The organism is Devosia sp. Root413D1 (assembly GCF_001425235.1).
Classification (GTDB): domain Bacteria; phylum Pseudomonadota; class Alphaproteobacteria; order Rhizobiales; family Devosiaceae; genus Devosia_A.
Map to the genome: position 1 here is coordinate 428558 of NZ_LMEA01000009.1, position 26431 is coordinate 454988.

24 protein-coding genes are annotated in these 26431 nt (G+C 65.1%); 7 read left to right on the top strand and 17 right to left on the bottom strand.

Going from position 1 to position 26431, the window contains the following annotated elements:
• The first annotated feature begins 93 nt into the window (after positions 1–93).
• The 4 genes from ASC89_RS13985 to ASC89_RS14000 all read left to right on the top strand — a co-directional run bounded on the left by ASC89_RS13985 (position 94) and on the right by ASC89_RS14000 (position 6744).
• Positions 94–2031 carry a beta-N-acetylhexosaminidase gene (locus ASC89_RS13985; RefSeq protein WP_055998746.1) on the top strand — a complete coding sequence of 646 codons (1938 nt, stop codon included), beginning with the start codon at positions 94–96 and terminating at the stop codon, positions 2029–2031.
• A gap of 20 nt (positions 2032–2051) precedes the next feature.
• On the top strand, positions 2052–2534 hold the full coding sequence (locus ASC89_RS13990) for a GNAT family N-acetyltransferase (RefSeq protein ID WP_055998748.1): 483 nt from the start codon (positions 2052–2054) through the stop codon (positions 2532–2534).
• Between the two features lie 87 nt (positions 2535–2621).
• Positions 2622–4433, top strand: coding sequence for a bifunctional diguanylate cyclase/phosphodiesterase (locus tag ASC89_RS13995; protein ID WP_055998750.1), 1812 nt, complete (start codon positions 2622–2624; stop codon positions 4431–4433).
• Between the two features lie 337 nt (positions 4434–4770).
• Positions 4771–6744, top strand: coding sequence for a PhoX family phosphatase (locus ASC89_RS14000; RefSeq protein WP_055876593.1), 1974 nt, complete (start codon positions 4771–4773; stop codon positions 6742–6744).
• Between the two features lie 227 nt (positions 6745–6971).
• Here the strand turns inward: ASC89_RS14000 and ASC89_RS14005 are convergent, their stop codons facing one another.
• From ASC89_RS14005 to ASC89_RS14045, 10 genes are all read right to left on the bottom strand, one after another.
• A complete protein-coding gene (locus ASC89_RS14005) occupies positions 6972–7946 on the bottom strand; it encodes an ABC transporter substrate-binding protein (RefSeq protein WP_055998752.1) in 975 nt (324 codons plus the stop codon).
• 25 nt (positions 7947–7971) lie between these two features.
• Positions 7972–8772: an ABC transporter permease gene (locus ASC89_RS14010; RefSeq protein ID WP_407065069.1), complete on the bottom strand. Its 801-nt coding sequence runs from the start codon at positions 8770–8772 to the stop codon at positions 7972–7974.
• A gap of 311 nt (positions 8773–9083) precedes the next feature.
• The gene (locus ASC89_RS14015; protein ID WP_055998754.1) at positions 9084–9971 is read right to left on the bottom strand and encodes an ABC transporter permease; all 888 of its coding nucleotides are present in this window, start codon (positions 9969–9971) and stop codon (positions 9084–9086) included.
• A complete protein-coding gene (locus ASC89_RS14020) occupies positions 9964–10293 on the bottom strand; it encodes a hypothetical protein (RefSeq protein WP_055998756.1) in 330 nt (109 codons plus the stop codon). The genes ASC89_RS14015 and ASC89_RS14020 overlap by 8 nt, the downstream gene beginning before the upstream one ends.
• Before the next feature lie 4 nt (positions 10294–10297).
• The gene (locus ASC89_RS14025) at positions 10298–11098 is read right to left on the bottom strand and encodes an ABC transporter ATP-binding protein (RefSeq protein WP_055998758.1); all 801 of its coding nucleotides are present in this window, start codon (positions 11096–11098) and stop codon (positions 10298–10300) included.
• 4 nt (positions 11099–11102) lie between these two features.
• Entirely contained in the window at positions 11103–12557 is a 1455-nt protein-coding gene (gene hydA, locus ASC89_RS14030; RefSeq protein ID WP_055998760.1) for a dihydropyrimidinase, read from the bottom strand.
• Positions 12558–12623: 66 nt separating this feature from the next.
• Positions 12624–13874 carry a Zn-dependent hydrolase gene (locus ASC89_RS14035; protein ID WP_055998762.1) on the bottom strand — a complete coding sequence of 417 codons (1251 nt, stop codon included), beginning with the start codon at positions 13872–13874 and terminating at the stop codon, positions 12624–12626.
• A gap of 2 nt (positions 13875–13876) precedes the next feature.
• Positions 13877–14296, bottom strand: a complete 420-nt coding sequence (locus tag ASC89_RS28505) for a hypothetical protein (protein ID WP_156384621.1) — start codon at positions 14294–14296, stop codon at positions 13877–13879.
• A gap of 7 nt (positions 14297–14303) precedes the next feature.
• Positions 14304–15800, bottom strand: coding sequence for a CoA-acylating methylmalonate-semialdehyde dehydrogenase (locus tag ASC89_RS14040; protein WP_055998764.1), 1497 nt, complete (start codon positions 15798–15800; stop codon positions 14304–14306).
• 69 nt (positions 15801–15869) lie between these two features.
• Positions 15870–17201 carry an aspartate aminotransferase family protein gene (locus ASC89_RS14045; protein WP_055998766.1) on the bottom strand — a complete coding sequence of 444 codons (1332 nt, stop codon included), beginning with the start codon at positions 17199–17201 and terminating at the stop codon, positions 15870–15872.
• 135 nt (positions 17202–17336) lie between these two features.
• Here ASC89_RS14045 and ASC89_RS14050 point away from each other — a divergent pair, with 135 nt between their 5' ends.
• Positions 17337–18008, top strand: coding sequence for a TetR family transcriptional regulator C-terminal domain-containing protein (locus ASC89_RS14050; protein WP_055999019.1), 672 nt, complete (start codon positions 17337–17339; stop codon positions 18006–18008).
• Positions 18005–19024: an ATP-grasp fold amidoligase family protein gene (locus ASC89_RS14055; protein ID WP_055998768.1), complete on the top strand. Its 1020-nt coding sequence runs from the start codon at positions 18005–18007 to the stop codon at positions 19022–19024. Before ASC89_RS14050 ends, ASC89_RS14055 begins: the two co-directional genes overlap by 4 nt.
• Here the strand turns inward: ASC89_RS14055 and ASC89_RS14060 are convergent.
• The 7 genes from ASC89_RS14060 to ASC89_RS14090 form a co-directional block, all read right to left on the bottom strand.
• A complete protein-coding gene (locus tag ASC89_RS14060; RefSeq protein ID WP_244488463.1) occupies positions 18975–19901 on the bottom strand; it encodes a DMT family transporter in 927 nt (308 codons plus the stop codon). The two genes, ASC89_RS14055 and ASC89_RS14060, sit on opposite strands and share 50 nt — an antisense overlap.
• Positions 19902–19907: 6 nt before the next feature.
• Positions 19908–20285 carry a hypothetical protein gene (locus ASC89_RS14065; protein WP_055998770.1) on the bottom strand — a complete coding sequence of 126 codons (378 nt, stop codon included), beginning with the start codon at positions 20283–20285 and terminating at the stop codon, positions 19908–19910.
• Positions 20286–20477: 192 nt separating this feature from the next.
• Positions 20478–20942, bottom strand: coding sequence for a carboxymuconolactone decarboxylase family protein (locus ASC89_RS14070; RefSeq protein ID WP_055998772.1), 465 nt, complete (start codon positions 20940–20942; stop codon positions 20478–20480).
• Positions 20943–20973: 31 nt separating this feature from the next.
• Entirely contained in the window at positions 20974–21477 is a 504-nt protein-coding gene (locus tag ASC89_RS14075; protein WP_055998774.1) for an Rrf2 family transcriptional regulator, read from the bottom strand.
• A 77-nt stretch (positions 21478–21554) separates the two neighbouring features.
• Entirely contained in the window at positions 21555–22583 is a 1029-nt protein-coding gene (locus ASC89_RS14080) for a GGDEF domain-containing protein (protein WP_082533373.1), read from the bottom strand.
• Between the two features lie 356 nt (positions 22584–22939).
• Positions 22940–24259 carry an NAD-dependent dihydropyrimidine dehydrogenase subunit PreA gene (gene preA, locus ASC89_RS14085; protein ID WP_055998778.1) on the bottom strand — a complete coding sequence of 440 codons (1320 nt, stop codon included), beginning with the start codon at positions 24257–24259 and terminating at the stop codon, positions 22940–22942.
• Positions 24260–24270: 11 nt separating this feature from the next.
• Complete coding sequence (locus tag ASC89_RS14090) at positions 24271–25620, bottom strand: NAD(P)-dependent oxidoreductase (protein ID WP_055998780.1); 1350 nt, start codon at positions 25618–25620, stop codon at positions 24271–24273.
• Between the two features lie 499 nt (positions 25621–26119).
• Between ASC89_RS14090 and ASC89_RS14095 the strand changes: the two genes are divergently transcribed.
• Positions 26120–26431, top strand: a complete 312-nt coding sequence (locus ASC89_RS14095) for a septal ring lytic transglycosylase RlpA family protein (RefSeq protein WP_082527963.1) — start codon at positions 26120–26122, stop codon at positions 26429–26431.

The window sequence follows — 26431 nt, forward strand, 5'->3', positions numbered from 1 at the left end:
AAAAGTCGACAAAATCGAAAATCCGGAGCTTTCGGCGTTTCACTGCAACGGGGAAATGCTCTAGAACTCCTCACGCAAGGGAGTGGTATTCAAATGGTCGCTGATTGGTATGATGGTTTGACGCTGGCAACCGAGTGGCGTCCGGCCGCTGAAGGTGTGGCGGCGCGCTACCGGCTGATGCTCACCAACGATACGGGCGAGGCGCTGCGCGATTTCCGGCTCGGCATTTCCGGCCCGGCGCGGGTCAGCGACGATGCCGAGATCGTCGGCGCCAAGGTGGTGCACCAGCTTTCCAATTTCTGCGAGCTGGCGCCCGAGCGCGGCTTCGTTCTCGCTCCCGGCGCCAGCTGGACCATCGACGTGCTGAAGCTCGACTATCCGATCCGCCACTGGACCGATGGCGCCACCACCGGCTTCCTCGTTCTCGCCGACGGCACGACGCGCTCGCTGCGCACCGTGCCGACCCGGCGTGAGGGCAGCGACACCTTGCGGAAGAAAGGCACCGCCATCTTCGAGGTGCCCGAGCAACCGCCGGTGCCGGTGTCGATCGTCCCCTGGCCGCAGGATGTGGCGGTTTCCGGCCGCCGCACCGCGCCCGCTGGCCTCGCGCCGATCGCCTCGGCCATTGGCAAATCCGCTGCTGCCGCCTTCGGCAAGCTGACCGACAAGCTGTTCCCCGGCGAAGGGCTGGTCCGTCCCGCCCATGAAGGCGGCTTTCCGGTCGAGCTGGTCGCCGGCGCCGGCGGCAAGGAAGGCTATGCCATCGAGTTCTCCACCGACCGGGCTCGCATCGTCGGCGAAACCGAAACCGGCCTGCTCTATGGCCTGATCACACTGGGCCAGATCCTGCGTGGCGCCCGTATCCACCTGCGCCAGTTCAACTTCCCCACCAGCGGCCGCATCGAGGATGCGCCGGCCATGGTGTGGCGCGGCAGCCATCTCGATGTCGCCCGCCGCTACTACGCCAAGGACGAGGTGGAGCGCTTCATCGCCATCCTCGCCTGGAACAAGCTCAATGTGCTGCACTGGCACCTGAGCGACGACGAATCCTGGCGCGTCGAGATCGACGCCTATCCGCAGCTCACCGGCAAGGGCGCCTGGCGCGGCTACGGCATGCCCGTCCCGCCGCTGCTCGGCTCGGGTCCGGAGCGTACTGGCGGCTACTATTCGAAGGCGGATATCCGCGCCATTGTCGGCTTCGCCACCGAGCTCGGCGTCGACGTGGTGCCCGAGATCGATATGCCGGGCCATTGCTACGCCATGCTGCAGGCCATCCCGGCGCTGCGCGATCCGGGCGAGAATGCCCCGTATTATTCGATCCAGAGCTTCCCCAATAACTGCCTCAACCCCGCGGTCGAAGCCACCTATGGCGTGGTCGAGGCGATCATTGACGAGATGGTCGAGCTCTTCCCCTCGCGCTACTTCCATGTCGGCGCCGACGAAGTGCCCGAGGATGCCTGGCACTCCTCGCCGGCCGCCAACAAGATGCGGCAGAAGCTCGGCGTCACCGGCGCCGCGCCGCTGCAGGCCCACTTCCTGCAGCGCCTGCAGGCCTACCTTACCTCGAAGGGCAAGCTGACCGGGGCCTGGGAAGAAGCCTCGCATGGCGGGGGCATCGACAAGGCCAATTGCTATCTGGTCGGCTGGCGCACCACCGAGGGCAGCCAGCAACTCGCTGCCGAGGGCTACGAGGTCGTCGTCGCCCCAGGCCAGGCCTACTATCTCGATATGGCCAATACCGAGGATTGGCACGAGTGTGGCGCCGCCTGGGCCGGCTGGTCGTCACCGGAAAAAGCCTACAGCTTCGAGCCGACTGCCGGCTGGAGCGACACCGAGCGGAAGAAGCTGCTCGGCGTCCAGGCCTGCATCTGGTCCGAGCCGATGACCGATCGCGCCGTGTTCGACCGCCTGGTCTTCCCGCGCCTCTCGGCCATCGCTGAAACCGGCTGGAGTTCCAACCGCGATTTCAATCGCTTCAAGGCGCTGGTCGGCCTGATGCCGAACCTTTACGGTCGCTACGAAGGATTCTGAGTGAAGGACTGATAGGACAAATGGGCGATCTGCTGGTCCGGCTGTATGACCTGCCGGACATTGCCTCTGAAGCAAAGGTGCAGGCTGCCGGGGTGACCGTCCGCCGCGCCCTGCCGCCGGAGCGTCACGTCGTCACCGCCTGGGTCGGCAAACACTTCAGCCCGTTCTGGGTATCCGAGGTCGAGGCGGCGATGAGCCGCCTGCCGGTCACCTGCTGGATCGCCCACAAGGATAACCAGCTGCTCGGCTTCGCCTGCCACGACGCCACAGCCAAGGGCTTTTTCGGCCCCACCGGGGTCGACGAGGCGGCGCGCGGGCAGGGGATCGGCGAGGCCCTGCTGATCGCCACCCTGCGCGGCATGCGCGAGGCGGGCTATGCCTATGCCGTCATTGGCGGTGCCGGCCCGGTCGAGTTCTATCAGAAGCGGCTCGATGCCATGGTGATCCCCAAATCCGAGCCCGGCATTTACAATGGGATGCTGCGACCACCCAAGTCGGATTGAATGCAGCGTATCGACTAACCTTGCATTTACTCGCTACCGCTAGGCTATGAGCTTCGATCTCCTTGGGATTTCCGGGGCTCCAGCATTTTGCCAAAGACCGGAAAGACATCCACCGCCTCGCCGGACGCGGCCGCGCCACCTGAGGCCGACACCGCGGCGCTGCTGAAACTCACCCGCTCGCTGAGTTCGGCGCGCGGCAAGCTGCGCGCCCAGGAACTGCATCTGCGCGCCATTCTCGACAATCTCGCGCATGGCATTTCGCTCTACGATCGTCACGGTCGGCTGGTGCTGTGCAACCGCCAGTTCCTCGATATCTACCGGCTGCCGCCGGCGCTGGGTAAACGCGGCACCAGCTTCCGCCAGATCCTCGAGGCGCGCGTCGCCGGCAATACTCATGTCGGCGACGATATCGAGGGCTATGTTGCTGACCGGCTGAGCGCCGTACACGAGCAGCGTACTTTGGGCGGCATCCATCGGCTCAATTCCGGGCAGGTCATTTCGATGACCCACCAACCGATCGACGATGGCGGCTGGATCTCGACCCACAAGGACGTGACCGAGCTGCACAATATGCAGGCCGAGCTCACCCACCTCGCCTATCACGATGCGCTGACGGGCCTCCCCAATCGCACGCTGTTCTACCGACGGGTCGGCAACGCCTTCCATGACATTGGCAGGGCCAGCGGCTTTGCTGTGCTGTGCCTCGATCTCGATGGCTTCAAGGCTATCAACGACAGCCTCGGCCACGCGGCCGGCGATGCGCTGCTGAAGCAGTTCGCCGGCCGCCTCGGCGGCTGTCTCGGCCCTACGGACAGTGCCGCCCGCATGGGCGGCGACGAATTCGCCGTGCTGCATCGCGGTGGCGACGCTGAAAGCGCCCTCGACCTCGCGACCAGCATCTGCGCCGCCACCGTCGCGCCTTACGACCTCGACGGTCAGGTGCTGACGATCGCTGTCGGCATCGGCATCGCGGTGGGCGGCGCCGACGGGAACGAGCCCGACGAGCTGCTGCACAATGCCGACGTGGCGCTCTACGCCGCCAAACGCGACGGTCGCGGCGCCATCCGCAGCTTCGAACCCGAACTCAACCGCATCGGCGTCGATCGCCGCCGGCTCGAGGCCGACCTGCGCCGGGCCCTGGAGTTCGGCGAATTCGAGCTGCACTTCCAGCCCATCCTCAACCTCCGCACCCACGCCTTTTCCGGCTTCGAGGCGCTGCTGCGCTGGCAGCATCCGGAACGCGGGCTGGTGCCACCCTGCGACTTCATCCCGGTCGCCGAGGAGACCGGCCTGATCGTTCCGATCGGCGATTGGGTGATCCGCGAAGCTTTGGCGGAAGCGGCCCGCTGGCCGGGCGAGCTGAAGATCGCCGTCAACGTGTCCTCGGTGCAGCTGGTGCGCGGCAGCCTTGTCACCACGCTGGTGCAGGCGCTCGCCGCCTCTGGCATTGCCCATGAGCGGGTCGAAATCGAGATCACCGAGTCGGTGTTCCTCGAAAACTCCGAGCAGAGCCTCGACACCCTGCGCCAGCTCCGCGCCCTCGGTGTCCGTATCGCGCTCGACGATTTCGGCACCGGCTTCTCGGCACTCGGCTACCTGCTGGCCTTCCCGTTCGACAAGATCAAGATCGACGGCACCTTCATCAGAGCGCTCGACAGCGCCGAAGGCGCCGAGACCATCGTCGCTGCGGTAGCCGATATCGGCGCCCGCCTGATGATGGCAACCACTGCCGAGGGCATCGAGACCGCCGAGCAACTGCGCGGCGTGCATGCTGCCGGCTACACCGAGGCGCAGGGCTACCTGATCTCCCGCCCGATGGCCCGTGACGCCGTCCGCCGCCTGGTCCTCGCCTCCGACGCCATGCCCGAGGCGCCGTTCGAAGAGCGGGAAGCGGGGTAGGTTCACGGCTGAGTTGGCTCGCAAAGTCCCCCCATTTGCCACCGCCATTGGTCTCGCGTCCCCTCTCCCCTCTGGGGAGAGGGTCAGGGTGAGGGGTAGCCAAGCACACTAAATGAGCGGCCGTTGCTGCGATGCGGGCCGCGCTTGATGCCGGCGTGCTTGGCGCCCCTCACCCCAGCCCTCTCCCCAGAGGGGCGAGGGGGCGCTTCGGCACGGGCGGTGCAAGGCATTGCCGATCAATGGTGAACCGCGCCCGTCACCCGACCGTCATCGAACCGTCACGGCAGCTTCGCCTGCCGCGTGCACGCATCCCGGCATATTTCCAGGGAGCGTCAGCATGACCGATCGTTTGAAAACCCGCGCGCGCCCGACGCGCCGGCAGTCCTTCACCACCAAATATTCCGACCTGATGGCCGAGGGCTACTCGCGCCGCACCGTGCTGAAGGGGCTGCTTGCCGGCACCGCGCTCGCCACCTCCGGCCTCGGCTTCAGCCGCGCTGCCGCCGCCACCAACTCGCCCTCGAGCCTCACCTTTCCTGAGCTGAGCCGCGTCACCGACAAGACCGACCACTGGCCCGAGGGTTACTCTCGCCAGATCCTCATCAAGTGGGGCGACAAGCTGTTCGCCGACAGCCCGGCCTTCGACATCGCCAGCCTCGATGGCGCCGCGGCCGAAAAGCAGTTCGGCTACAATAACGACTTCACCGCCTTCCTGCCGCTGCCGCAGGGCAGCGAGGCGAACGACCACGGCCTGCTGGTGGTGAACCACGAATACGCCTCGCCCTACCTGATGTTCCCCGGCATGACCGATGAGGATTACCGGGAGAAGCTCACCGACGAGCAGATCCGTGCGGTCGCCGCGTCCACCGGCATCTCCGTCGTCGAGGTCAAGAAGGCCGGCAGCGAGTGGCAGGTCGTTACCGACGGTCAGTACAACCGCCGCGTCCATATGGGCACCGAGATGCGGCTGAGCGGCCCCGCGGCCGGCGACGACCGCTTGAAGACCAGCATCGACCCCACCGGCACCGTCGTCTTCGGCTCGATCTCCAACTGCTCGGGCGGCATCACCCCGTGGGGCACCATGCTCTCGGGCGAGGAAGGCGGCATGGATATCTTCGCCGGCGACTACACCACGCTGCCCGACCAGGAGCTGGTCGAGCGCCAGGGCTGGGATGAAGACGAGAACGACGGTTACGCGCTGGGTCGCGTCGACGCCCGCCTGAAGTTCGAGAACGAACCCAACGAGTGGCTGAAGTTCGACTGGGTGGTCGAGATCGATCCGTTCGATCCCACGGCCAAGCCGGTGAAGCGCACCGCGCTCGGCCGCTTCACTCACGAGGGCGCACAGGTCGCCGTGGCGCCGGATGGCCGCGTCGTCCTCTACATGGGCGACGATGACGACTTCGAGTATCTCTACAAGTTCGTCACCTCGAAACCGTGGAACCCCACCGACCGCGCCGCCAACAAGGACCTGCTCGATGAGGGGACGCTCTACACCGCCCGCTTCGATGCCGACGGCAAGCTGACGTGGCTGCCGCTGGTGCAGGGGCAGGAGCCGCTGACGCCAGAGAACGGCTTTAGCACCCAGGCCGACGTGGTGCTCCGCACCCGCATGGCCGCCGACCTGCTCGGCGCCACTCCGATGGACGCACCGGAAGGCTTCGTGCCGCATCCGAAAACCGGTCGCGTCTATATCGCCATGACCGAGAACGAGGATCGCCTGCCGGCCGGCGAGGGTGATGCCGGGGAACAGGTCAACGTCGCCAATACCCGCGCCCCCAACCCCGACGGACACATCCTCGAGCTCACCCCGCCCGGCGCCCCCGATGCCCCCGACCATGCCGCGACCGACTACACCTGGGACGCCTTCATCCTTTGCGGCGACCCCACCGATCCGGCCTCGTACGCCCTCTGCCACCCCGAGACCTCGGCCAATGGCTGGTTCACCGACCCGGATAACCTGTCGGTTGATCCCGCCGGCCGCCTCTGGGTCACCACTGACGGCCCGCCGGATGCCGGCTTCAACGACGCGCTCTATGCGGTCGATACCGAAGGGGACGGCAAGGCCCTGCCAAAACTGTTCTACTCGCCGCCGGTCGGCTCGGAAGTCTGCTCCCCGGCCTTCACTCCCGACGGCAGGACCATGTTCCTCTCCATCCAGCACCCGGGCGAACTGCGGCTCGAGGACGGCGAGGATTCCACCTCGATTGCCGACGCCGGCACCAACTGGCCCGATTTCATCGACGGCCAGGGCCCGCGCCCCTCGCTGGTGGTGATCAGCAAGGACGATGGCGGGGTGATCGGCAGCTGAGGACAGGGCGGGCTAACTGAAGCAGACGGCCCTCTTCCATCCTCCCCATAATGGGGGAGGCGCTCCGCCGGTTCACTTGGCACGAACGAAGACAGAGCTCCGACTCTTCACCTCCCCCTTTATGGGGGAGGCCGGGAGGGGGCCGTCTCTATCAGTCAACGTACAAAAAAGGCGGGGATCGCTCCCCGCCTCGTCACTCCTGAAACCCCAAGTCTCAGGGAAAGTTTTCAGAGCTTGTCGGTGATCGCCGAGGTGAAGGCGCCCGACGGCTTGTTCTGGATGATCTTCTGGTCCAAGAGCGCCTTCTCGGTGCGGTCATAGGCGGCCGCGTCGAGCTTGAAGTCCTTGGCGTCGACGAGCTTGGCCACTTCGCCCATCATGTACTTCTGATGGTCGAGGGTCTGTGCACCGCTTTCGTCGTTGTCGATGACGATCTGGGCGGCTTCATCCGGATTGTCGATCGCGTACTGCCAGCCCTTCTGCGAAGCGCGGACGAAGCGCACCATCTTGTCGGCGAAGGCCGGGTCGGCGAGCTTGTCTTCCATCGCATAAAGGCCGTCCTCGAGCAGGTCGTTGCCGAGGTCGGTGTAGTTGAAGATCACCAGCTTGTCGGTGGTGAAGCCGGCGTCGATCGCCTGGCCCAGCTCGTTATAGGTCATCACCGAGATGCAATCCGCCTGCTTCTGCACCAGCGGCTGCACGTCGAACGACTGCTTCAGGACGTTCACGCCATCGGCGCCGCCCTCGGTCGGGATGCCCAGCTTGTTCATCCAGGCGTAGAACGGATACTCGTTGCCGAAGAACCAGACGCCGAGCGTGTGGCCCTTGAAGTCGGCTTCGGTCTGCACCGGGCCATCCTTCGGGCAGATCATCAACAGGCCGGATTTCTTGAACGGCTGCGCGATATTGACGAGGCCGACGCCCTGCTCGCGGGCCGCCAGCGCGCCGCCCATCCAGTCGACGATCACGTCGGCGCCGCCACCGGCGATCACCTGTTCGGGGGCGATATCCGGCCCGCCCGGCTTGATCGTGATGTCGATGCCTTCTTCGGTGTAGAACCCCTTGTCCTTGGCGACGAAGTAGCCGGCAAACTGCGCCTGCGTCACCCACTTGAGCTGCAAGGTGACCGGATCGGCCGCCCAGCTCGCGGTGGCACCGAGCGCCAGAGCGCCCGCCACCAGACCAACGAGAAGCTTCTTCATTTTTTGCGTTTCCCTTTTCCCCTGATTACGCCCGACCACCACGGACGGACGGATGCCAGAAGGTGACTGCCCGCTCGATGAGCGCCACCACCCAGTAGAAGACAGAGCCCGCCAACGCCGCCACGGCGATCTCTGCCCAGACCATCTCGACATTGAGCTTGCCGATCTCCGACGAGATGCGAAAGCCCATGCCGACGATGGGTGTCCCGAAGAATTCAGCCACGATTGCGCCGATCAGCGCCAGAGTCGAGTTGATCTTCAAAGCGTTGAAAATGAACGGCGCGGCTGCCGGCAGCCGGAGCTTGAACAGCGTTGACCAGTACCCCGAGGCATAGGTGCGCATCAGGTCGCGCTCCATGTGTCCGGCGGCGTTCAGCCCGGCGACGGTGTTCACCAGCATCGGGAAAAACGTCATGATCACCACTACGGCGGCCTTACTTGGCCAGTCGAAGCCGAACCACATCACCATGATCGGCGCGATGCCGATCAGCGGCAGCGCCGAGATGAAGTTGCCGAGCGGCAGCAATCCGCGTTTGAGGAACGGCGAGCGGTCCACGGCGATGGCGACGAGGAAGCCGGCGCCGCAGCCGAGCGCGTAGCCCGCCAGCACCGCCTTGAGGAAGGTCTGCTGGAAATCCGCCGCGATCCTCGGGATGTTGCCGATCAAGGTCTCCCAGATCCCCGAGGGCGAGGGCAGCAGCACCTTGGGCACGTTGCCGCCCCGGGTGATCGCTTCCCAGGCGACCAGGATGGCAACGCCGAAGATCGCCGGGATCAGCACCCCGACCGCATCCGGCACCTCGTCCCGCGCAATCGCCAGCGCCAGCCGCTCGGCGAACAGCCAGGCAAACAGCCAGCTCGCCACCAGCGCGAACCAGTAGCCTGGCTCGGCCTGCTGCAGCGTTTCGAGCGCCAGCACCAGCCCGACCGCGCCGATCGCTGCCAATACCCCATCTACCCAGTAGCTGATCTTTACCCGGAAGCGGACGAGGCTCAGCACCCCAAGCACCAGGAACACCCCGACCAATGGGAACTCCCACACAGGCAGCGGTGCGCCTTCGGTCGAGGCGAAATCGAAGATCAGGGCCAGCAATGCAAAGCCCGAGGCGAAAGCGGCGAGGACCCGTTGCAGCGCCGTCATGCTCGGGCTCCCAGCCGCTGGTTGGTTAGCCGCTCGGCCAACCCGACCAGCGCGATCAGCGCCCCGGCCAGCAGGGCGGCGGCCAGCAGCGCCGACCAGATCTGGATCGTCTGCCCGTAATAGGACCCGGCCAGCAGCCGTGCCCCGATGCCGTTGCTGGTGCCGGCCGGCAGCTCGCCGACAATGGCGCCGACGAGGCTCGCCGCCACGCCCACCTTCATCGAGGTGAAGAGGTAGGGCAGCGCAATCGGCCAGCGCAGCTTGGTGAACACCTGGAAGCGCGCCGCATTGTAGGTCCGCATCAGATCGAGCTGGATCGACTCGGGGCTGCGAAACCCCTTCACCATGCCGACCACCACCGGGAAGAAGCTGAGATAGGTCGAGATCAGCGCCTTGGGGATCAGCCCGGAAATGCCGACGGCGTTCAGCACCACGATCACCATCGGTGCAATGGCGAGGATCGGGATGGTCTGGCTGGCGATGATCCACGGCATCAGCGAGCGGTCCATCGCCTGGTTGTGGACGATGAACGCCGCGAGCCCGATGCCGAACACCGTGCCCATGGCAAAGCCGAGCAGCGTCGCGGAAAGCGTGATCCAGCCGTGGTAGACGAGGCTGCGCTTCGAGGTCACAGCCTGCTCGACCGTGGTCTTCCAGAACTCGCCGACAATCTGGTGCGGCGCCGGCAGCAGCGGCTTTTCGGCGTTCAGCACATCATTGAGCTGCTGGTTGAAGCTGACACCGGTCACGTCGGTACGCTGGTAGAAATCCGACATCCCCTGCCAGTTCATCAGCACCGCCGCGACGTACCAGACGACAATCAGCGCCGCCACGACGATCAGGATCGGAACGAGACTGCCAGTTGGTTTCACGACATTACGCATTGTCAAACGGGCGAATGACATACACAAACTCTCGGACGCGGTTGTCATCGTCCGGCTTCCTGACGGTGAACATCGCACCCTGCGCTATCTCCCTCGAGCGAATGTTGCACTCGAAGTATCGATCGGTCTCCGCGTAGTCCGATCCGAAGTCCATCTCACCTGTTGGCTGAAGAACGAAGGGGCTGAACTCGCCGCCGAGTTTTCCCCAGGACCCAAAGAACGGCGTCTTTGGAGCGATACGGTCGGCGACAATCTGTGCGTCTATGACGATGGGCCAATCAGGCTCTTCACTGCAGATTGCTACGATGCGGGTCACCTGCATTCCGCTACTCCTCGTAGGAGTGGCCGGCCCTGAGGCCGTCGCGCACCCGGTGGGCGATGGCGAGGAACTCCGGCGTCTCGCGGATTTCGAGCGGCCGCTCCGCGGGGAGCGTGCTTTCGATGATGTCGGTCACCCGTCCCGGCCGCGGGCTCATCACCACGATCTTGGTACTGAGGTACACCGCCTCGGGGATCGAGTGGGTGACGAAGGCGATGGTTTTCTGCGTCGCCGCCCAGAGCTTCAACAGTTCCGAATTGAGGTGGTCGCGGACGATCTCGTCGAGCGCTCCGAACGGCTCGTCCATCAGCAACAGGTCGGCGTCGAACGCCAGCGCCCGGGCAATCGAGGCCCGCTGCTGCATGCCGCCACTGAGCTGCCAGGGGAACTTCTTCTCGAAGCCCTCGAGGTTCACCAGCTCCAGCGCTTTCTTGATCCGCGCCCTCCGGTCGGCGTCGCCATAGCCCATGATCTCGAGCGGCAGCGCCACGTTGTTCTCGATCGAGCGCCACGGAAACAGCGCCGGCGCCTGGAACACGTAGCCATAGGAGCGGTTGAGCCGCGCATCGGCCGGCGAGGTGCCGTTGACCGTGATGCTGCCGGAAGTCGGCTGCTCGAGGTCGGCGATGACGCGCAGGAACGTCGTCTTGCCGCAGCCCGAAGGGCCGATGAACGAAACAAACTCGCCCCGCTTGATCTCGAGGTTGACGTCGGACAGCGCCACCACGTCGCCATCCGCCGTCTTGAACGTCAGGCCGAGCCCCTTGGCCTCGACCACGCTTTGCGATTTGCCCCCATCAGTCGTCAAACTCTCAAACCCCCGTCGCCGGAATGCCGGTACGCTCTACCTTGCGCGGTGCGGTGATCTCTTTCCATGTCGAAAGCGCCCGGTTCACCGGGTTCTTCGCCTCACGTGCGACGAACTGGCCGTGGCCCTGCTCGGTACTGATCTGGTCTTCGGTTACCGCCAGCTGTCCACGCGTCAGCGTGAACCGCGGCAGCCCCTCGACCTCGATGCCCTCGAACACGTTGTAGTCGATCGCCGACTGCTGTTTGGCCACGCTGATGGTCTTCTTGCGCTTGGGGTCCCACACCACGAGGTCGGCATCCGCCCCGACCAGGATGGCGCCCTTTTTGGGGTACATGTTGAGGATCTTGGCGATGTTGGTCGAGGTCACCGCGACGAATTCGTTCATCGTCAGCCGGCCGGTCTTGACGCCCTTGGTCCACAGCACCGGCATCCGGTCCTCGAGCCCACCGGTGCCGTTGGGGATCTTGGCGAAGTTGCCGATCCCGTTGCGCTTTTGCGCCGTGGTGAAGGCGCAGTGGTCGGTCGCCACCACCTGCAGCGAGCCTGAGGCCAGCCCCGCCCACAGCGAATCCTGGTGCTGCTTGTTGCGGAACGGCGGGCTCATCACCCGGCGCGCCGCATAATCCCAATCGCGGTTGAAATACTCGGTCTCATCGAGCACCAGGTGCTGGATCAGGGGCTCGCCATAGACACGCTTGCCCGCCTGCCGCGCCCGGCGGATCGCCTCATGCGCCTGCTCGCACGAGGTATGGACGATATAGACCGGCACCCCCGCCATGTCGGCGATCATGATCGCCCGGTTGGTTGCCTCTCCCTCCACCTCCGGCGGCCGCGAATAGGCATGCGCCTCCGGCCCGTTATTGCCCGCGGCAAGGAGTTTGGCCGTCATCTGCGCCACCACGTCGCCGTTCTCGGCATGAACGAGGGGCAGGGCGCCGAGGTCGGCACAGCGCTGGAACGACGAGAACATTTCGTCGTCATCCACCATCAGCGCGCCCTTGTAGGCCATGAAGTGCTTGAACGAGGTGATGCCGCGATCGACCACATCGGCCATCTCGTTGAACACCTGCTCGCCCCACCAGGTGATCGCCATGTGGAACGAGTAGTCGCAGCTGGCCTTCGAGGTCTTGTTGTCCCACATCTGCAGCGCTTCGAGCAGCGACTGCTGCGGGCTGGGCAGGCAGAAATCCACCACCATGGTGGTGCCGCCACTCAGCGCCGCCCGCGTCCCGCTCTCGAAATCGTCGCTCGAATAGGTGCCCATGAACGGCATTTCGAGATGCGTGTGCGGGTCGATCCCGCCCGGCATCACGTAGCAGCCGCTGGCATCGAGGATTTCCCCACCCGATAAGTTCTGCCCGATCTCGGTGATCCTGCCGCCTTCGACCCGGATATCGGCCGCATAGGTGAGGTCGGCGGTAACGACGGTGCCGCCCTTGATGATCTTGCTGCTCATGCTCGGTCCCTGTCTTTGTTCAGTCTGCCCTCCCCAAGAGGGCCGAAAGCGCGCGCGTGAGGCGCGCTACGATACGATCTCCGCCGTCTCCAGCACTGCCCGCAGCAGCACATCTGTCCCTGCCGCTGCCCACTCCTTCGAGATCTCTTCCGCCTCGTTGTGGCTGAGCCCATCGACGCATGGGCACATGATCATTGCCGAGGGCGCCACCCGGTTGATCCAGCAGGCGTCATGCCCGGCGCCCGAAACGATGTCGCGGTAGGAGTAGCCGAGTTCCTTGGCTGCCTCGCGGATATTGCCCACCAGCGTCTTGTCGAATGTCACCGGGTCGAAATGCCCGACCTGCTCGACCTCGAAGCCGATATCCAGCGCCTCGGCGGTGTTCTCGATGCCGTGGCGGATGCGCTCGTCCATCTCGTCCAGCACCTCTTTGTTCGGTGAGCGGATGTCGATGGTGAACACCGCCTTGCCGGCGATGATGTTGCGCGAGTTCGGCCAGACCTGGATGTGCCCCACTGCGCCGACGGCCTCCGGCTGGTAGTCCATCGCCACTTCGTGCACCAGCTCGATCACCCGCGCCATGCCGAGGCTGGCATTGCGCCGCTTCGGCATCGGGGTGGAGCCGGTATGCGCTTCCTTGCCGGTCAGCGTCACCTGCAGCCACTTCAGCCCCTGGCCGTGCGTCACGACGCCGATATCGACGTTCTCGTCCTCGAGGATCGGACCCTGTTCGATGTGGAGCTCGTAGTACGCATGGATCTTGCGCGCCCCGACCACCTCGTCGCCGCGCCAGCCGATCCGCTCCAGCTCCTCGCCGAAGCTCTTTCCGTCCTTGTCCTTGTGCGTATAGACGTCGGCCTGGTCGAGCACTCCGGCGAACACGCCCGAGGCCATCATCGCCGGCGCGAACCGCGCCCCTTCCTCGTTGGTCCAGTTGACCACCACGATCGGGCGCCGGGTCCGGATGTCGAGATCGTTGAGCGTGCGGATCACCTCGAGCCCGCCCAGCACCCCGAGCACGCCGTCATAGCGCCCGCCGGTCGGCTGGGTGTCGAGATGGCTGCCGACATAGACCGGATCGAGCCCCGGCTCGCTGCCTTCGCGCCGCGCGAACATGGTGCCCATCTGGTCGAGCCCCATCTCCATGCCGGCCGCCTCGCACCAGCGCTTGAACAGCGCCCGGCCCTTGGCATCGTCGTCGGTCACCGTCTGCCGATTGGAGCCCCCGGCAACGCCCGGCCCGATCTCGGCCAACTCATGAATGGAGCTCCACAGGCGTTCGGGGTCGATACGGAGGTTTTCGCCAGGAGCTGCCATAGTCAGTCTTTCGGATTGTGTTCGGATAGTGCCACAGCACCCCCTCGCCCCTCTGGGGAGGCAATGAGGTCGGATCCTTTGGCTATTTCATCGAGCCACACTTGCGCCTGACGTGGTTCGCCCAAGGCGTTGCCTGCGTGTGCAGCCCGGCGCAGTTCGCGTAAGCGAACCAGTTCCGGCAGTTCAGTATAGCCGAGGCTCACTCGTGCTTGGGCGACCTGTTCTCCCAGATCGTCCACCCTTGCGACTGATTCCGGCAAATAGCGCGTCTCGAGATGCGCTGGGTGGAGGCCCTTGTTCCGCTCGAACAGGCCCCACCGCCCGCCTGCGCATTCTTTCAGCGCCTCAACCAGAGCATCGCGGAAGTCCCTCTCGAGGGACTGCCTTTGCTGCTCTAATTTTCCGAGACGCTGCGCTTTCACGTGGGCTCTATTTCTGGCTCGGGAAGCTGAACTCGGCGCCGCTCTTGATCCCGGCCGGCCAGCGTGTGGTGACCGTCTTGAGCCGGGTGTAGAAGTGCACGCCTTCCGGCCCGTAGATGCCGTGGTCACCGAAGATCGAGCGCTTCCAGCCGCCAAACGAGTGGTAGGCCACCGGCACCGGGATCGGCACGTTGATGCCGACCATGCCCACTTCGATCTTGTCGGCGAAGTCGCGTGCCGCGTCGCCGTCGCGGGTGAAGATCGCCGTGCCGTTGGCATATTCGTGCCCGTGGATCAGGTCGACCGCATCCTGGTAGCTCTGCGCCCTGACCACCGACAGCACCGGCCCGAAAATCTCCTCGCGGTAGATCTTCATGTCGGGCTTCACATGGTCGAACAGCGTGCCGCCGACGAAGAAGCCGTTCTCATAGCCCTGCAGCTTGAAGCCGCGGCCATCGACCACCAGCTCCGCCCCGGCTTCGACGCCGGCATCGATATAGCCGACGATCTTGTCGCGCTGCGCCTTGGAAACGATCGGGCCCATCTGCGCGTCCTTGTCGGTCGCGGGGCCGATCTTCAGCGCTTCGACCCGCGGCTTCAGCCGTGCGATCAGCGCGTCTGCCGTCTTGTCGCCCACCGGCACCGCCACCGAGATCGCCATGCAGCGCTCGCCGGCTGAGCCGTAACCGGCGCCCATCAGCGCGTCGGCCGCCTGGTCCATGTCGGCATCGGGCAATACGATCATGTGGTTCTTGGCGCCGCCCAGCGCCTGCACGCGTTTGCCGGCCTGGGTGCCGCGCCGATAGACGTATTCGGCGATCGGCGTCGAGCCGACAAAGCTCACCGCCTTGATGTCGGGGTGGTCGAGAATGGTATCGACCGCTTCCTTGTCGCCATGGACGACGTTCAGCACGCCGTCGGGCAGCCCGGCATCCATCAGCAGCTGCCAGGCGAACATCGGCGCGCTCGGATCGCGTTCCGACGGCTTCAAAACGAAGGTGTTGCCGCAGGCGATGGCCAGCGGATACATCCACATCGGCACCATGGCCGGGAAGTTGAACGGCGTGATGCCGGCGACCACGCCCAGGGGCTGCCGGTCGGAATAGCTGTCGATGTTCGGCCCGACATTGCGGCTGAACTCGCCCTTCAAGAGCTGCGGCACGCCGCAGGCGAAATCGACGCAGTCGATGCCGCGGGCCAGCTCACCCAGCGCGTCGTCATGCACCTTGCCGTGCTCGCGGCTGATCAGCTCGGCCAGCTCGTCAGCGTGCTTTTCCAGCAGCTCCTTGAACTTGAACATCACCCGCGCCCGCTTCATCGGCGTGGTCGCGGCCCAGCCGGGCAGGGCCTTCCTGGCGGCGGCGACAGCGGCATTCACTTCGTCGACGCTCGACAGCGGCAGCGTTGCGGTGGCCTCGCCGGTGGCCGGGTTGAACACCGGCTGAGTGCGCGGGCTCGTCGAGGTGACCAGCTTGCCGCCGATCGCATTCTGTATCGTCTGCATCACAGACCTCCGCTCGTTGGGTGTAGAACGTTCGTTCTATCGGGTGCGATATAGAACAATCGTTCCATTCTACTCAAGCGTCTTCAGGATGCTGCCCAAGGTGCCGATCAGCTCGTCGATCTGCGCCTTGGAGATGATCAGCGGTGGGCTCATCGCGATGATGTCGCCGGTGGTGCGGATCAGGATGCCGGTCTCGAAGGCTTTGACGAAGGCCGAGAAGGCCCGCTTGGTCGGCTGGCCGGCAATCGGCTCGAGCTCGATCGCGCCGATCAGCCCCAGGTTGCGGATGTCGATGACGTGCGGCAGTCCCTTGAGCGAGTGCAGCGCATCGGCCCAGTAGGGCGCCAGCTCCGCGCCGCGGGTCAACAAGCCTTCGTCCTTGTAGGTCTCGAGCGTCGCGAGGCCCGCCGCCGAAGCGATCGGGTTGCCCGAATAGGTGTAGCCATGCATGAACTCGATGACGTGCTCGGGTCCCTGCATGAACGCATCGTGGATCTCGGAGCTCACCAGCACCGCGCCCATCGGGATGACGCCGTTGGTCAGGCCCTTGGCCGTCACCAGGATATCCGGTGTCACGCCGAAATAGTCCGCCGCGAACGGTGTGCCGAGGCGGCCGAAACCGGTGATCACTTCGTCGAAGATCAGCAGGATGCCGTGCTTTTTGGTGATCTCGCGCAGTTTCTGCAGATAGCCCTTGGGCGGGATCAGCACGCCGGTCGAGCCGGCCACCGGCTCGACGATGACAGCTGCGATGGTCGAAGCGTCATGCAGCGTGACGATGCGCTCGAGCTCGGACGCGAGGTCCTCGCCGCCCGCTTCGCGCTCGCCGCGGGTGAACTGGTTTTTGCCCGGCGTATGGGTGTGCGGCATGTGGTCGACGCCGGTCAGGAGCGTGCCGAACATCTTGCGGTTGGTGACGATGCCGCCCACCGAGATGCCGCCGAAATTCACCCCGTGATAGCCGCGCTCGCGGCCGATCAGCCGGAACCGTCCGGCATCGCCTTTGACCTTGTGATAGGCTAGCGCCACCTTCAGCGCCGTCTCGACCGATTCCGAGCCGGAATTGGTGTAGAGCACATGGTCGAGCCCCTCAGGCGCGATCGATACCAAAGCATTCGCCAGCTCGAACGCCTTGGGATGGCCCATCTGGAACGCCGGTGCGTAGTCGAGCTCGGCCGCCTGCTCCTGGATCGCCTCGACGATCTTGGGGCGGCAATGGCCGGCATTGACGCACCACAGGCCCGCCGTGCCATCGAGCACTTTGCGTCCGTCGGAAGTCGTATAGTGCATGTCCTTGGCGCCGACGAACATGCGGGGCGCCTTCTTGAACTGTCGGTTCGCCGTGAACGGCATCCAGAACGCGCTCAGATCGTTCGGCGTGACATTGCGACGGTCGGACACCTTGGACTCCCCCGGAGGCTATTTGTTGAGTTCTGAGGTCAAGTATATTTGGCGCTTGACCTTTGGATGTGTTATCCAGAAATTTGACCAGTTGGAAAAAACGTTATCACTCCCATGCCGCCGATCAAGGTGAAAATGCTGGAGACCGAGGGCGGCAAAGGGGGCGCAAAGGCAGCGCCATCGAAGCGCCCCAGGGCGCAGACGCGCATCCAGCGCGAGAAGCAGGAAGTCATCCTCGAGGCGGCGCTCGATGTGTTCAGCCGCGAGGGATTCCGTGGCGCCACCATCGACCAGATCGCCGAAGCGGCGGGCATGAGTAAGCCCAACCTGCTCTACTATTTCCCGCGCAAGGAGGAGATCTACCAGCGCCTGCTGGCCGAGATGCTCGATATCTGGCTGGCCCCGCTGCGCGAGATCGATTCGGTCGGCGACCCGGTCCCCGAGCTCCGCTCCTACCTTCGCCGCAAGCTCGAGATGAGCCGCGACTATCCGCGCCAGAGCCGGCTCTTCGCCAACGAGATGCTGCAGGGCGCGCCCCGCGTGCTCGAAATGCTGGAGACCGACCTCAAGGCGCTGGTCGACGACAAGGCCAAGGTCATCGAGGGCTGGATGGATGCCGGCAAGATCGTTCGCACCGACCCATACCACCTGATCTTTTCGATCTGGGCCACCACCCAGCACTATGCCGATTTCGACGTGCAGGTCCGCGCCGTGCTCGGCAAGGACCGCGGCGGCGAAGGCCGCTTCGAGGACGCCGCCCGCTTCCTCGAGAACCTGTTTCTGCACGGGTTGTTGCCCAAGCAGTGAGCGGTTCCGGGACCAGCCGCACCGACCGCCTGATCTTTGCCGTGGTTCAGCTACTCTGCCTACTGCGCTACCGCAGCCTGAGGCGCGAGTTCAGACGTGTTCGCGGGCGGCTGCCCAATCTTGCCCAGCCCACCGAACACACCGACCTGGTGCAGTGGCGGAAGATCTTCGACCACGACCCGCGCTTTACCCTGTTCTCTGACAAGCTGGCGACCAAGTACTGGGCCGCCGAACACTTCCCGGATATCCGCGTAGCGATGCCGATCTGGGTCGGCGCGACGCCGGAGGAACTGCCCGATGCGCTCGTCGTTCCCGGCAATGTCGTCAAGGCCAGTCACGGCTTCCGGATGAACCATTTCCCCGAGCGCACGCCGCTGCCGCGCACCGAGCTCAATGCACTGCTGCACAGCTGGCTGCAGCGCTCGCACTACATTCAGGACCAATGGGCTTATCGCGACATTCCGCGCCGGCTCTTCGTCGAGCCGCGCATCGGCAACGGAGCAGGTCTCGTCGAATACACCTTCCGCAGCCACGATGGCGTGGTCTCCGCCGGCTTCGTCTCGCTTGACCAGCATGCCGATAGCGAACGGCAGGCGCATTTCGATGGCGCCGGACGGCGCCTGCCGAACAAGCTCGGTGTGCCCGATACCATGCATCTACCCGCCGACTACGTCCTGCCGCCCAGCTACTTCGAGGCCATGGGGCTGGCGCAGCGGCTGAGCCGCGGCATCGACCATGTTCGGGTCGATTTCCTCGTCGACGGCGCGGACATCTATCTGGGCGAAATGACCGTTTATCCCAGCGCCGGCTACGGTCGCGAACGCGAGGCTTCCAACGCACCGCTGATCGAGCGGGCCTGGTTCGAGGCCTTCCACAACTGCTGGTTCCTCAGTCACCCCCAGCCTTGGCCGCTCTCGCTCTATCAGGGCGCCTTCCGCCGCTGGGTAGTGGAGCACCGGCGCGTGCTCAGTGCCGTTCCTTCAGCAGCGCCAGCACCACCAGCCCCAGCACGGTGATCGCCGCGCCGGCGGCGACGCTGAGGCTGGCCCAGCCATGTCCGGCCAGCCCCTCGAACACGATGACGAAGGCCGGCACCAGGTAGCCGTAGGCAATGACCTTGGCCGCCGGCAGCCGGGCCGAGGCGAACTGGATCAGGAAGAAGCACACCGCCGTCGGGCCGATGGCGAGGTACAGCACCACCCACCAGACCAGCGCCGGCAGGTGCAGCCAGTCGGTGGCAAGGATTTCGGGCACCCCGTAGACGACGATCCACACCGCCGTCGCCACCATAGTCCAGAAGCTCAGCACCAGCGCCGACTCGCCGCGGTTGAAGCGGCGCAGCAGCGGCGTGTAGATCGCATAGGCGACGCAGCCGACGAAGTAGATCAGCTCGCCCTGGCCGATATCGAAGCGCAGGAGCGCGTCGATATCGCCGCGGAAGATCACCCAGATCGCCCCGAGCCCGGCCAGCAGCAGGCTCACCAGCACCGCGAAGCCGGACCGCTGCCCGACGATGAAATAGGCCGTCACTGCCGTCATCAACGGCACCAGCGTGTAGACGGCGCTGGTCGCCACCGGCTGCGTCATGGTCAGCGCGATGAACATGGTGACGAAGTAGACGGCGGTCAGGAAGCCGTTAATGCCGAAGCGCCACGGCGCCGGCGGCAAGGCGAAGGTCTGGCGCGCCACCCCGAAGGCGAACGCCCCCATCAGCAGCGCCGCCATGACGAAGCGCAGCGCGTTGAGCGGCACCGCGTGGATATAGGGCACGGTGAGCGCCCCGAAGGTGAACGAGCCGGCGATCAGCGCTGCGAACAGCAGCATGGCGAGGTGCGACAGCACTCGCTGCCGCTTCGCGTCCGTGCTCTCGATGCTGGCGCCGGCAACGCTCACGAGTGGCTAGAGCGCGTAGGCGATGACGAGCAGGAAAGCGCCGCTGAGCCCGCTGTTCATGATGAACGACTGCACATGCGGCTTCTGCTCCTCGCCCGAAAACTCCCAGAACGGGTGGAACAGCAGGGTGGCGAGGACCAGGAAAACGATCAGCGCCAGCCCGCCGAGCACGCCGGCAACCGGCACAAACGGCGCCAGCGCCGTCAAGGCGCCGCCAACGATCTGCAGGCCCACGCCGAAGGTCGCGGCCGCCTGCGGCTGCGCCACCTTCTTGCCGGCGAGGAAACTCGCGAGGCCCGGAATGCCCTTGATGTTGCGGATGCCGAAAACCACGAAAGCGCCGCCCAGCAGGAGGTGGGCGAGAACGAACAAAGTCGAGAACATGCGTGAAGCTCCTCGGATGTGTGCATAGCGCTTTCAGGAAAGGTTGCGAGACTTTTCCGCTGTGAAAGCGCGACCAATCAAAAAATCGGAGCACTTCGCCGCTTCGCCGAAGCGGTGAGGTGCCCTGGTTACAGAACAACGACGCACGAGGCAGGCCGGAATCGACACCGGCCCACCACAGTTGTGCGTGGATCAGGCGGCAACCGTCTCCGGCGCGACGGTGTGCAGCGTCCTGAGCCCCACGGTGACGCGGTTCCACACGTTGATGGTGCTGATCGCCACGGTGATGTTGGCGATCTGCTCCTCGGTGAAATGCGCCCTGAGCGGCTCGAACGCCTCGTCCGGCGCACGTGTGTTCGCCAGGAGGGTCAGCGCCTCGGTCCAGGCCAGCACGGCGCGCTCGGCGTCGCTGTAGACCGGCGACTCGCGCCACACATTGACCAGGTTGATCCACTGGTCCGAGAGCCCGGTGTGGCGCGCTTCCCTGATGTGCATGTCGACGCAGTAGGCGCAGCCGTTGATGTGCGAGGCATAGAGCTTGATCAGGTGGATATAGCGGGCCTCGAGGCCGCTTTCCTTGACCACGAAACGGTCGAGCGCTGCTACGGCGCGGTAGGCGTCGGGCGCAACCTTGGTGATGTCGAGTCGAGCTCGCATGGCAAACAGTCCTTTTGCTTGGGGAAGGGGGTTAGCTGGCGGCCGGCCGCCGCTCGTGCCGTTCGCGGAAGGCGCAACTGCGCCCCGCAATCGCGTTGCCGAGTTCGGTGTCCGGATTGTACGCCAGCTCCGCGATGCTGACCTTGCGCAGTTCATCGCGATAGGCGCGTTCCGCCTTCAGCATGGCGGCGGTGACGGCGCACGGCTTGGCGAAGAATTTTTGCGGCAGGGGATCCGGCCCGCGTTGCCGGATTTCGCTGCAGCGAAACGCCGGTCCGGCGCCTTCGAGCGCCAGCACCACATCGAGCAGGGTGATCTTCTCCGCCAGCCGGCCGAGCCGGTAACCGCCGCGCGGCCCCGGCACCGAAGTGAGCAGGCCCGCTCCCGCCAGCGCCTGCAGGTGCTTGAGCAGGTAGCTGGTCGAAACGCCGTGATACTCCGCCAGCGCCGCCGCCGGCATGGCGCCGTCGGGTTGCAGCCCGCTCAGCATCAGCATGCAGTGGATGGCCTGCTCCACCCCGTCGCCCAGCTTCATCGTCCGACTCCAATCATGGATACTACTTATCCATGATTATGGCGCGAGTCGAGTCCGCCGATTGAGGTGGGTAAAGCTCAGGCAGCGGCGGAGATGATCGGGGAGTCGGCGAAAACGAAGGCGTGGCCGGGCAGGGCCTTGGCGCGGTAGAGCGCTGCGTCGGCAGCGGCCACCAGCCGGGCGCGGTCGTCGCCGTGCTCGCTGCCCATGGCAATGCCGATGCTGGCGCCGATCTGGATCTGCGTCGCGCCCAGCCGCACCGGCTCGCTCAGCGCCACACCGATATCGGCGGCCAGCTCCGCCAGTTCCGCCCGCGATGTCGGCGGTGAGCGGAGAAAGGCAAACTCGTCGCCGCCGATCCGCGCCACGCAGTCGCCGTCGCGCGCCAACCCTCTCAGCCGGTCTGCCACGATGCGCAGCAGGTCGTCGCCTGCGCCATGTCCAAAGCTGTCATTGACGTGCTTGAAGCCGTCGAGATCGAGGTAGAGCAGCGCTGGGCCATCTGTCGTCTGCCCGAGCCGCTGATCGAAGCCGAGCCGGTTGTGGAGGCCGGTCAGCGCATCCCGCGCCGCCAGGTCCTGCGCCGCGCGGCGCCGCGCCTCGAGCAGCCGCGCCAGCCGATAGAGCCGGTTCAGCACGATGCCGATGCCGCCGAGGAACAGCGCGCTCGCCAATAGCCGGATCGGCGCCAGGTGCTGCGCCAGTTCGGTGCCGATCCGCCGCGGCGTCCACATCAACCGCGTCTCCGATCCCGGAACCGCGATCGCCACCTCACCGGGCTGCATGCCGGCCGCCTCGCCGAAGCGCGCGCCCTTCAGCACAAAGTCCCGAGCCAGACGGGTCGCACCGGCTGCATCGGGCTGTCCGTCCTGCAGCAGCACGGCAAGCGCCACTTGGGCGCGCTCGGTTTCAGCGCTGATCGCCGTTTCATTGATCGAAAGGACCGAATAGCCGGCGGCGATCACCACGCTTAGGCCGAGCAGCACGATGGCCACGATGCTGATGATCAAGAGGCGCCGCGGGTTAGGCAAGTCGAGGTCAGCCGCCATGGCAATAGCGTCGGCTCCAGCAGCCGAACCGACCGTGCCTGCACTACGCTGCGCCATTATCCCCTCCACGTCAGGGGGACGCTACGGCGTCGGAGTTTGCCAATCCCTTAGCGCCACCGCCTCTCGTCGGCGCATGGTTGAACAATGGTTACGGTACTGAGGCGGCCAGAACCGCCGGCTCCCACTTCCCCCTCAGGGCCACCTCAACTGATCTGATAGTGCGGTGCAGGAAGAGTACCCCCACCCTGTCCCTCCCCCGCAAGGGGGGAGGAGACCAAAACACTGGCTCTGGTGATGGCGTCTCCCTCCCCCTTGCGGGGAGGGGACAGGGGTGGGGATACTCTTCCCGCACCGGCTTATGCGCTGCGTTGCACCACAAGGGCCCGGCCCAGCAGGGCAGGCCAGATACGCGCCTATTCCGCCGGCTCAACCGACTTCCGCATCGGGTTGTTCGGGTGCGTCGTCCAGTTGGCGTAGGTCGGCTCCACCACCTTCTTGGTCCGCTCATCGAGCATGCCCGGCTCCAGCTGGATCATGGTGATGCAGTCTTCCACCGGGCAGACATTGACGCAGAGGTTACAGCCGACGCACTCGTCGTCCATCACCTCGAAGTGGCGCTTGCCGTCCTTCTCCTTGGTGATCGCCTGGTGCGAGGTGTCTTCGCAGGCGATGTGGCAACGGCCGCAGCTGATGCACTTGTCCTGGTCGATATGCGCCTTGGTGATGTAGTTGAGGTTGAGGAACTGCCAGTCGGTGACGTTGCGGGTGGCGCGGCCGGTGAAATCCTCAAGCGTTGCGTGGCCCTTCTCGTCCATCCAGTTCTGCAGCCCCGAAATCATCTCCTCGACGATCTTGAAGCCATAGACCATGGCGGCGGTGCAGACCTGCACATTGCCGGCGCCCAGCGCCATGAACTCTGCCGCGTCGCGCCAGGTGGTGACCCCGCCAATGCCCGAGATCGGCAGGCCGTAGGTCTCGGGATCACGGGCGATGTCGGCCACCATATGCAGCGCGATGGGCTTCGCCGCTGGGCCGCAATAGCCGCCATGCGTGCCCTTGCCGTCGATCGTCGGCATTGGCGCAAAGTTGTCGAGGTCGACGCCGGTGATCGAGTTGATGGTGTTGATCAGCGATACCGCATCGGTGCCGCCACTCTTCGCCGCGCGCGCCGGACGGCGCACATCGGTGACATTCGGCGTCAGCTTGGTGATCACAGGCATGCGCGTATGCGCTTTGCACCAGCGCACGATCATCTCGATGTACTCGGGCACCTGGCCGACCGCGGCACCCATGCCGCGCTCACTCATACCGTGCGGGCAGCCGAAATTAAGCTCGACACCGTCGGCCTCGGTCTCCTCGACCACGGCGAGGATGGACTTCCAGCTTTCCTCGGCGAGCGGCACCATGAGCGAGACGACCACGGCGCGATCGGGCCAGTTCTTCTTGACCTGTTTGATCTCCTGCAGGTTCTTCTGCAGGTCGCGGTCGGTGATCAGCTCGATATTGTTGAAGCCGAGCAGCCGCCGGTCGGCGCCCCAGATCGCGCCATAGCGCGGTCCGTTAACGTTGACCACTGGCGGGCCTTCCTCGCCCAGCGTCTTCCACACCACGCCGCCCCAGCCCGCCTTGAAGGCGCGCTCGACATTGTACGCCTTGTCGGTCGGCGGCGCCGAGGCCAGCCAGAACGGGTTGGGCGATCTGATCCCGACGAAATTGTTGCGGATGTCGGCCATGGCGTCCCTCCTCAGTTTCCAGCGAGATAGCGGTTGATGCTCTCGGCCGCGTCGCGCCCCTGCGCCACCGCGGTCACCGTCAGGTCGTCGCCGGCCGCGACGCAGTCGCCACCGGCCCAGACACCCGGCCGCGAGGTGCGGCCCTCGGCGTCGGTCTCTATGCGGCCGGCGGTCAGCGCCAATCCAGCGGCCGTCTCGTCCTCGAGAGTCTGGCCGATGGCCTTGAACACCTGGTCGGCCGGCAGCGTCAGCGTGTGACCCATGCCGCTCAGGCGCCCGTCCTTGAGCTCGGTGTATTCGAGTTCGATCCCGGTCACCTTGCCGTTCTCGCTCAAGACGCGCTTGGGCTGCAGCCAATGGCGGATGGTGACGCCCTTCGATGCCGCAAGATCCTGCTCGAAGCTCGAGGCATTCATGTGCTCCTGCCCGCGGCGGTAGCAGATGGTCACCTCTTCGGCGCCGAGGAGCTTGGATTGCACGGCGGCGTCGATTGCCGTCATGCCGCCGCCGATCACCACCACGCGGCGACCGATGGGGAGCTTGGAGAGATCGTCGCTCTGGCGCAGTTCGGCGATGAAATCGACTGCATCGGCAAGCCCATGCGAGCCGTCCGTTTCGCCTTCGGCCCTGAGCGCATTGACACCGCCCAGCCCGACCCCGAGAAACACCGCGTCGTGGCGCTCCAGCAGGCCATCGAGCGACAGCTCGCGTCCCAACGCCTGGCCCAGCTCGATCTCGATGCCGCCGATCGAGGTGACATAGTCGACCTCGGCCTGCGCGAAGCCGTCCGGCGTCTTGTACGAAGCGATGCCGTACTCGTTGAGCCCGCCCGCCTTGGGGCGCGCATCGTAGACCACCACGTCGTGGCCGTGCACGGCGAGCCGGTGCGCGGCGGCGAGCCCCGAGGGGCCGGCGCCGACCACGGCGATGGTCTTGCCGGTAGCGGGAGCGCGGGTGAAGAACTGTGCGTTCTCCTCCATCGCGATATCGGTGGCATAACGCTGCAGCTGGCCGATCTTCACCGGCTTGCCTTCGGCCTCCATGCGCACGCAGGCGTCTTCGCACAGCTGCTCTGTGGGGCAGACGCGGGCACACATGCCGCCCAGGATGTTCTGCTCGAAGATCGTCTCAGCCGCCCCCAGCGGGTTGTCCGTCGAGATCTCCCGGATGAACATCGGGATGTCGATTTCGGTGGGGCAGGCGTTCATGCACGGCGCATCGAAACAGAAGTAGCAGCGATCGGCCTCAACGAAGGCCTCGTGCCGGTCGAGCGCCGGATGCAGGTCGGAAAAGTTCCGTGCGTACTGGCCGGGCTCGAGTCGCCCGGATGCGATGCCTTGTTTGAGCATTCCCCCGCTCATCGGCAGCTCCCTCTCTCCTTAGAGCCATTCCAGACTGAGGACGCTAACGCAGCTCCGAAATTTTATCAATTGGTCAAAAATAGGAATTTTGAGCTCACCCGGGAGCCTCGACGCCAGCGGAAATTCCCGCGCAGCGATTGGATCTGGTGGGCCGTTTGCCGGTCGTTGCGACCGAAATCGCGCCTTATTCTGTCGATCGGCGCCGGCTTTCGGGGATGCTTTTGCGCTTGGTCGAGAAAAACTTCAGACCGCGGCATCCCTTCCGAGTCATTGGCTAAACCCGGGCAAGTTTCTGGAATCTCGTACAAAATCCTTACGACCCTCGGTAATGCTACTGATGCATTTCGGCAACGGTTGCACTTGGAAGGGCGGTGTTCATTTTCGGTTCATATTGTCGCCACACCGCCAAAGCCTTCTCCCGCCATCGTAAACAAGCGTGAGTAGTCCAAGGTTGAATAGGAAAATCGTTCTGGTCGCCGCAGCCCTCGTGACGGGCCTTATGACCTCAGTCACAGGCGCAATGGCAGATCAGTGCGGTGGGGCGTCCTGGTATGGACCAGGTTTCCACGGCAAGAAGACGGCCTCGGGCGAGCGGTTCAATGAGAATGCCATGACTGCCGCCCACAAGACGCTTCCCCTCGGCACGGTCGTGAAGGTCACGAACCAGCGGACGGGCAAGTCGATCAAGGTCACGATCAACGACCGCGGTCCTTTCGCCAAGGGCCGCATCATCGACCTCAGCAAGGCAGCCGCTGCCAGGCTCGGCACCAAGAATGCAGGTGTCGGCAAAGTGTGCGTCGCCAAGCTGTAA

Excerpts from the sequence above, each read along its gene's own strand:
- ASC89_RS14050 (WP_055999019.1), top strand. The coding sequence starts at position 17,337 with ATGCTGGAGACCGAGGGCGGCAAAGGGGGCGCAAAGGCAGCGCCATCG.
- ASC89_RS14095 (WP_082527963.1), top strand. The coding sequence starts at position 26,120 with ATGACCTCAGTCACAGGCGCAATGGCAGATCAGTGCGGTGGGGCGTCC.
- ASC89_RS14090 (WP_055998780.1), bottom strand. The coding sequence starts at position 25,620 with ATGAGCGGGGGAATGCTCAAACAAGGCATCGCATCCGGGCGACTCGAG.
- ASC89_RS14080 (WP_082533373.1), bottom strand. The coding sequence starts at position 22,583 with ATGGCGCAGCGTAGTGCAGGCACGGTCGGTTCGGCTGCTGGAGCCGAC.
- ASC89_RS13990 (WP_055998748.1), top strand. The coding sequence starts at position 2,052 with ATGGGCGATCTGCTGGTCCGGCTGTATGACCTGCCGGACATTGCCTCT.
- ASC89_RS14015 (WP_055998754.1), bottom strand. The coding sequence starts at position 9,971 with ATGCGTAATGTCGTGAAACCAACTGGCAGTCTCGTTCCGATCCTGATC.
- ASC89_RS13985 (WP_055998746.1), top strand. The coding sequence starts at position 94 with ATGGTCGCTGATTGGTATGATGGTTTGACGCTGGCAACCGAGTGGCGT.
- preA (WP_055998778.1), bottom strand. The coding sequence starts at position 24,259 with ATGGCCGACATCCGCAACAATTTCGTCGGGATCAGATCGCCCAACCCG.
- ASC89_RS14005 (WP_055998752.1), bottom strand. The coding sequence starts at position 7,946 with ATGAAGAAGCTTCTCGTTGGTCTGGTGGCGGGCGCTCTGGCGCTCGGT.
- ASC89_RS14070 (WP_055998772.1), bottom strand. The coding sequence starts at position 20,942 with ATGCGAGCTCGACTCGACATCACCAAGGTTGCGCCCGACGCCTACCGC.
- ASC89_RS14000 (WP_055876593.1), top strand. The coding sequence starts at position 4,771 with ATGACCGATCGTTTGAAAACCCGCGCGCGCCCGACGCGCCGGCAGTCC.
- ASC89_RS14040 (WP_055998764.1), bottom strand. The coding sequence starts at position 15,800 with ATGCAGACGATACAGAATGCGATCGGCGGCAAGCTGGTCACCTCGACG.
- ASC89_RS14075 (WP_055998774.1), bottom strand. The coding sequence starts at position 21,477 with ATGAAGCTGGGCGACGGGGTGGAGCAGGCCATCCACTGCATGCTGATG.
- ASC89_RS14020 (WP_055998756.1), bottom strand. The coding sequence starts at position 10,293 with ATGCAGGTGACCCGCATCGTAGCAATCTGCAGTGAAGAGCCTGATTGG.
- ASC89_RS14065 (WP_055998770.1), bottom strand. The coding sequence starts at position 20,285 with ATGTTCTCGACTTTGTTCGTTCTCGCCCACCTCCTGCTGGGCGGCGCT.
- hydA (WP_055998760.1), bottom strand. The coding sequence starts at position 12,557 with ATGAGCAGCAAGATCATCAAGGGCGGCACCGTCGTTACCGCCGACCTC.
- ASC89_RS14035 (WP_055998762.1), bottom strand. The coding sequence starts at position 13,874 with ATGGCAGCTCCTGGCGAAAACCTCCGTATCGACCCCGAACGCCTGTGG.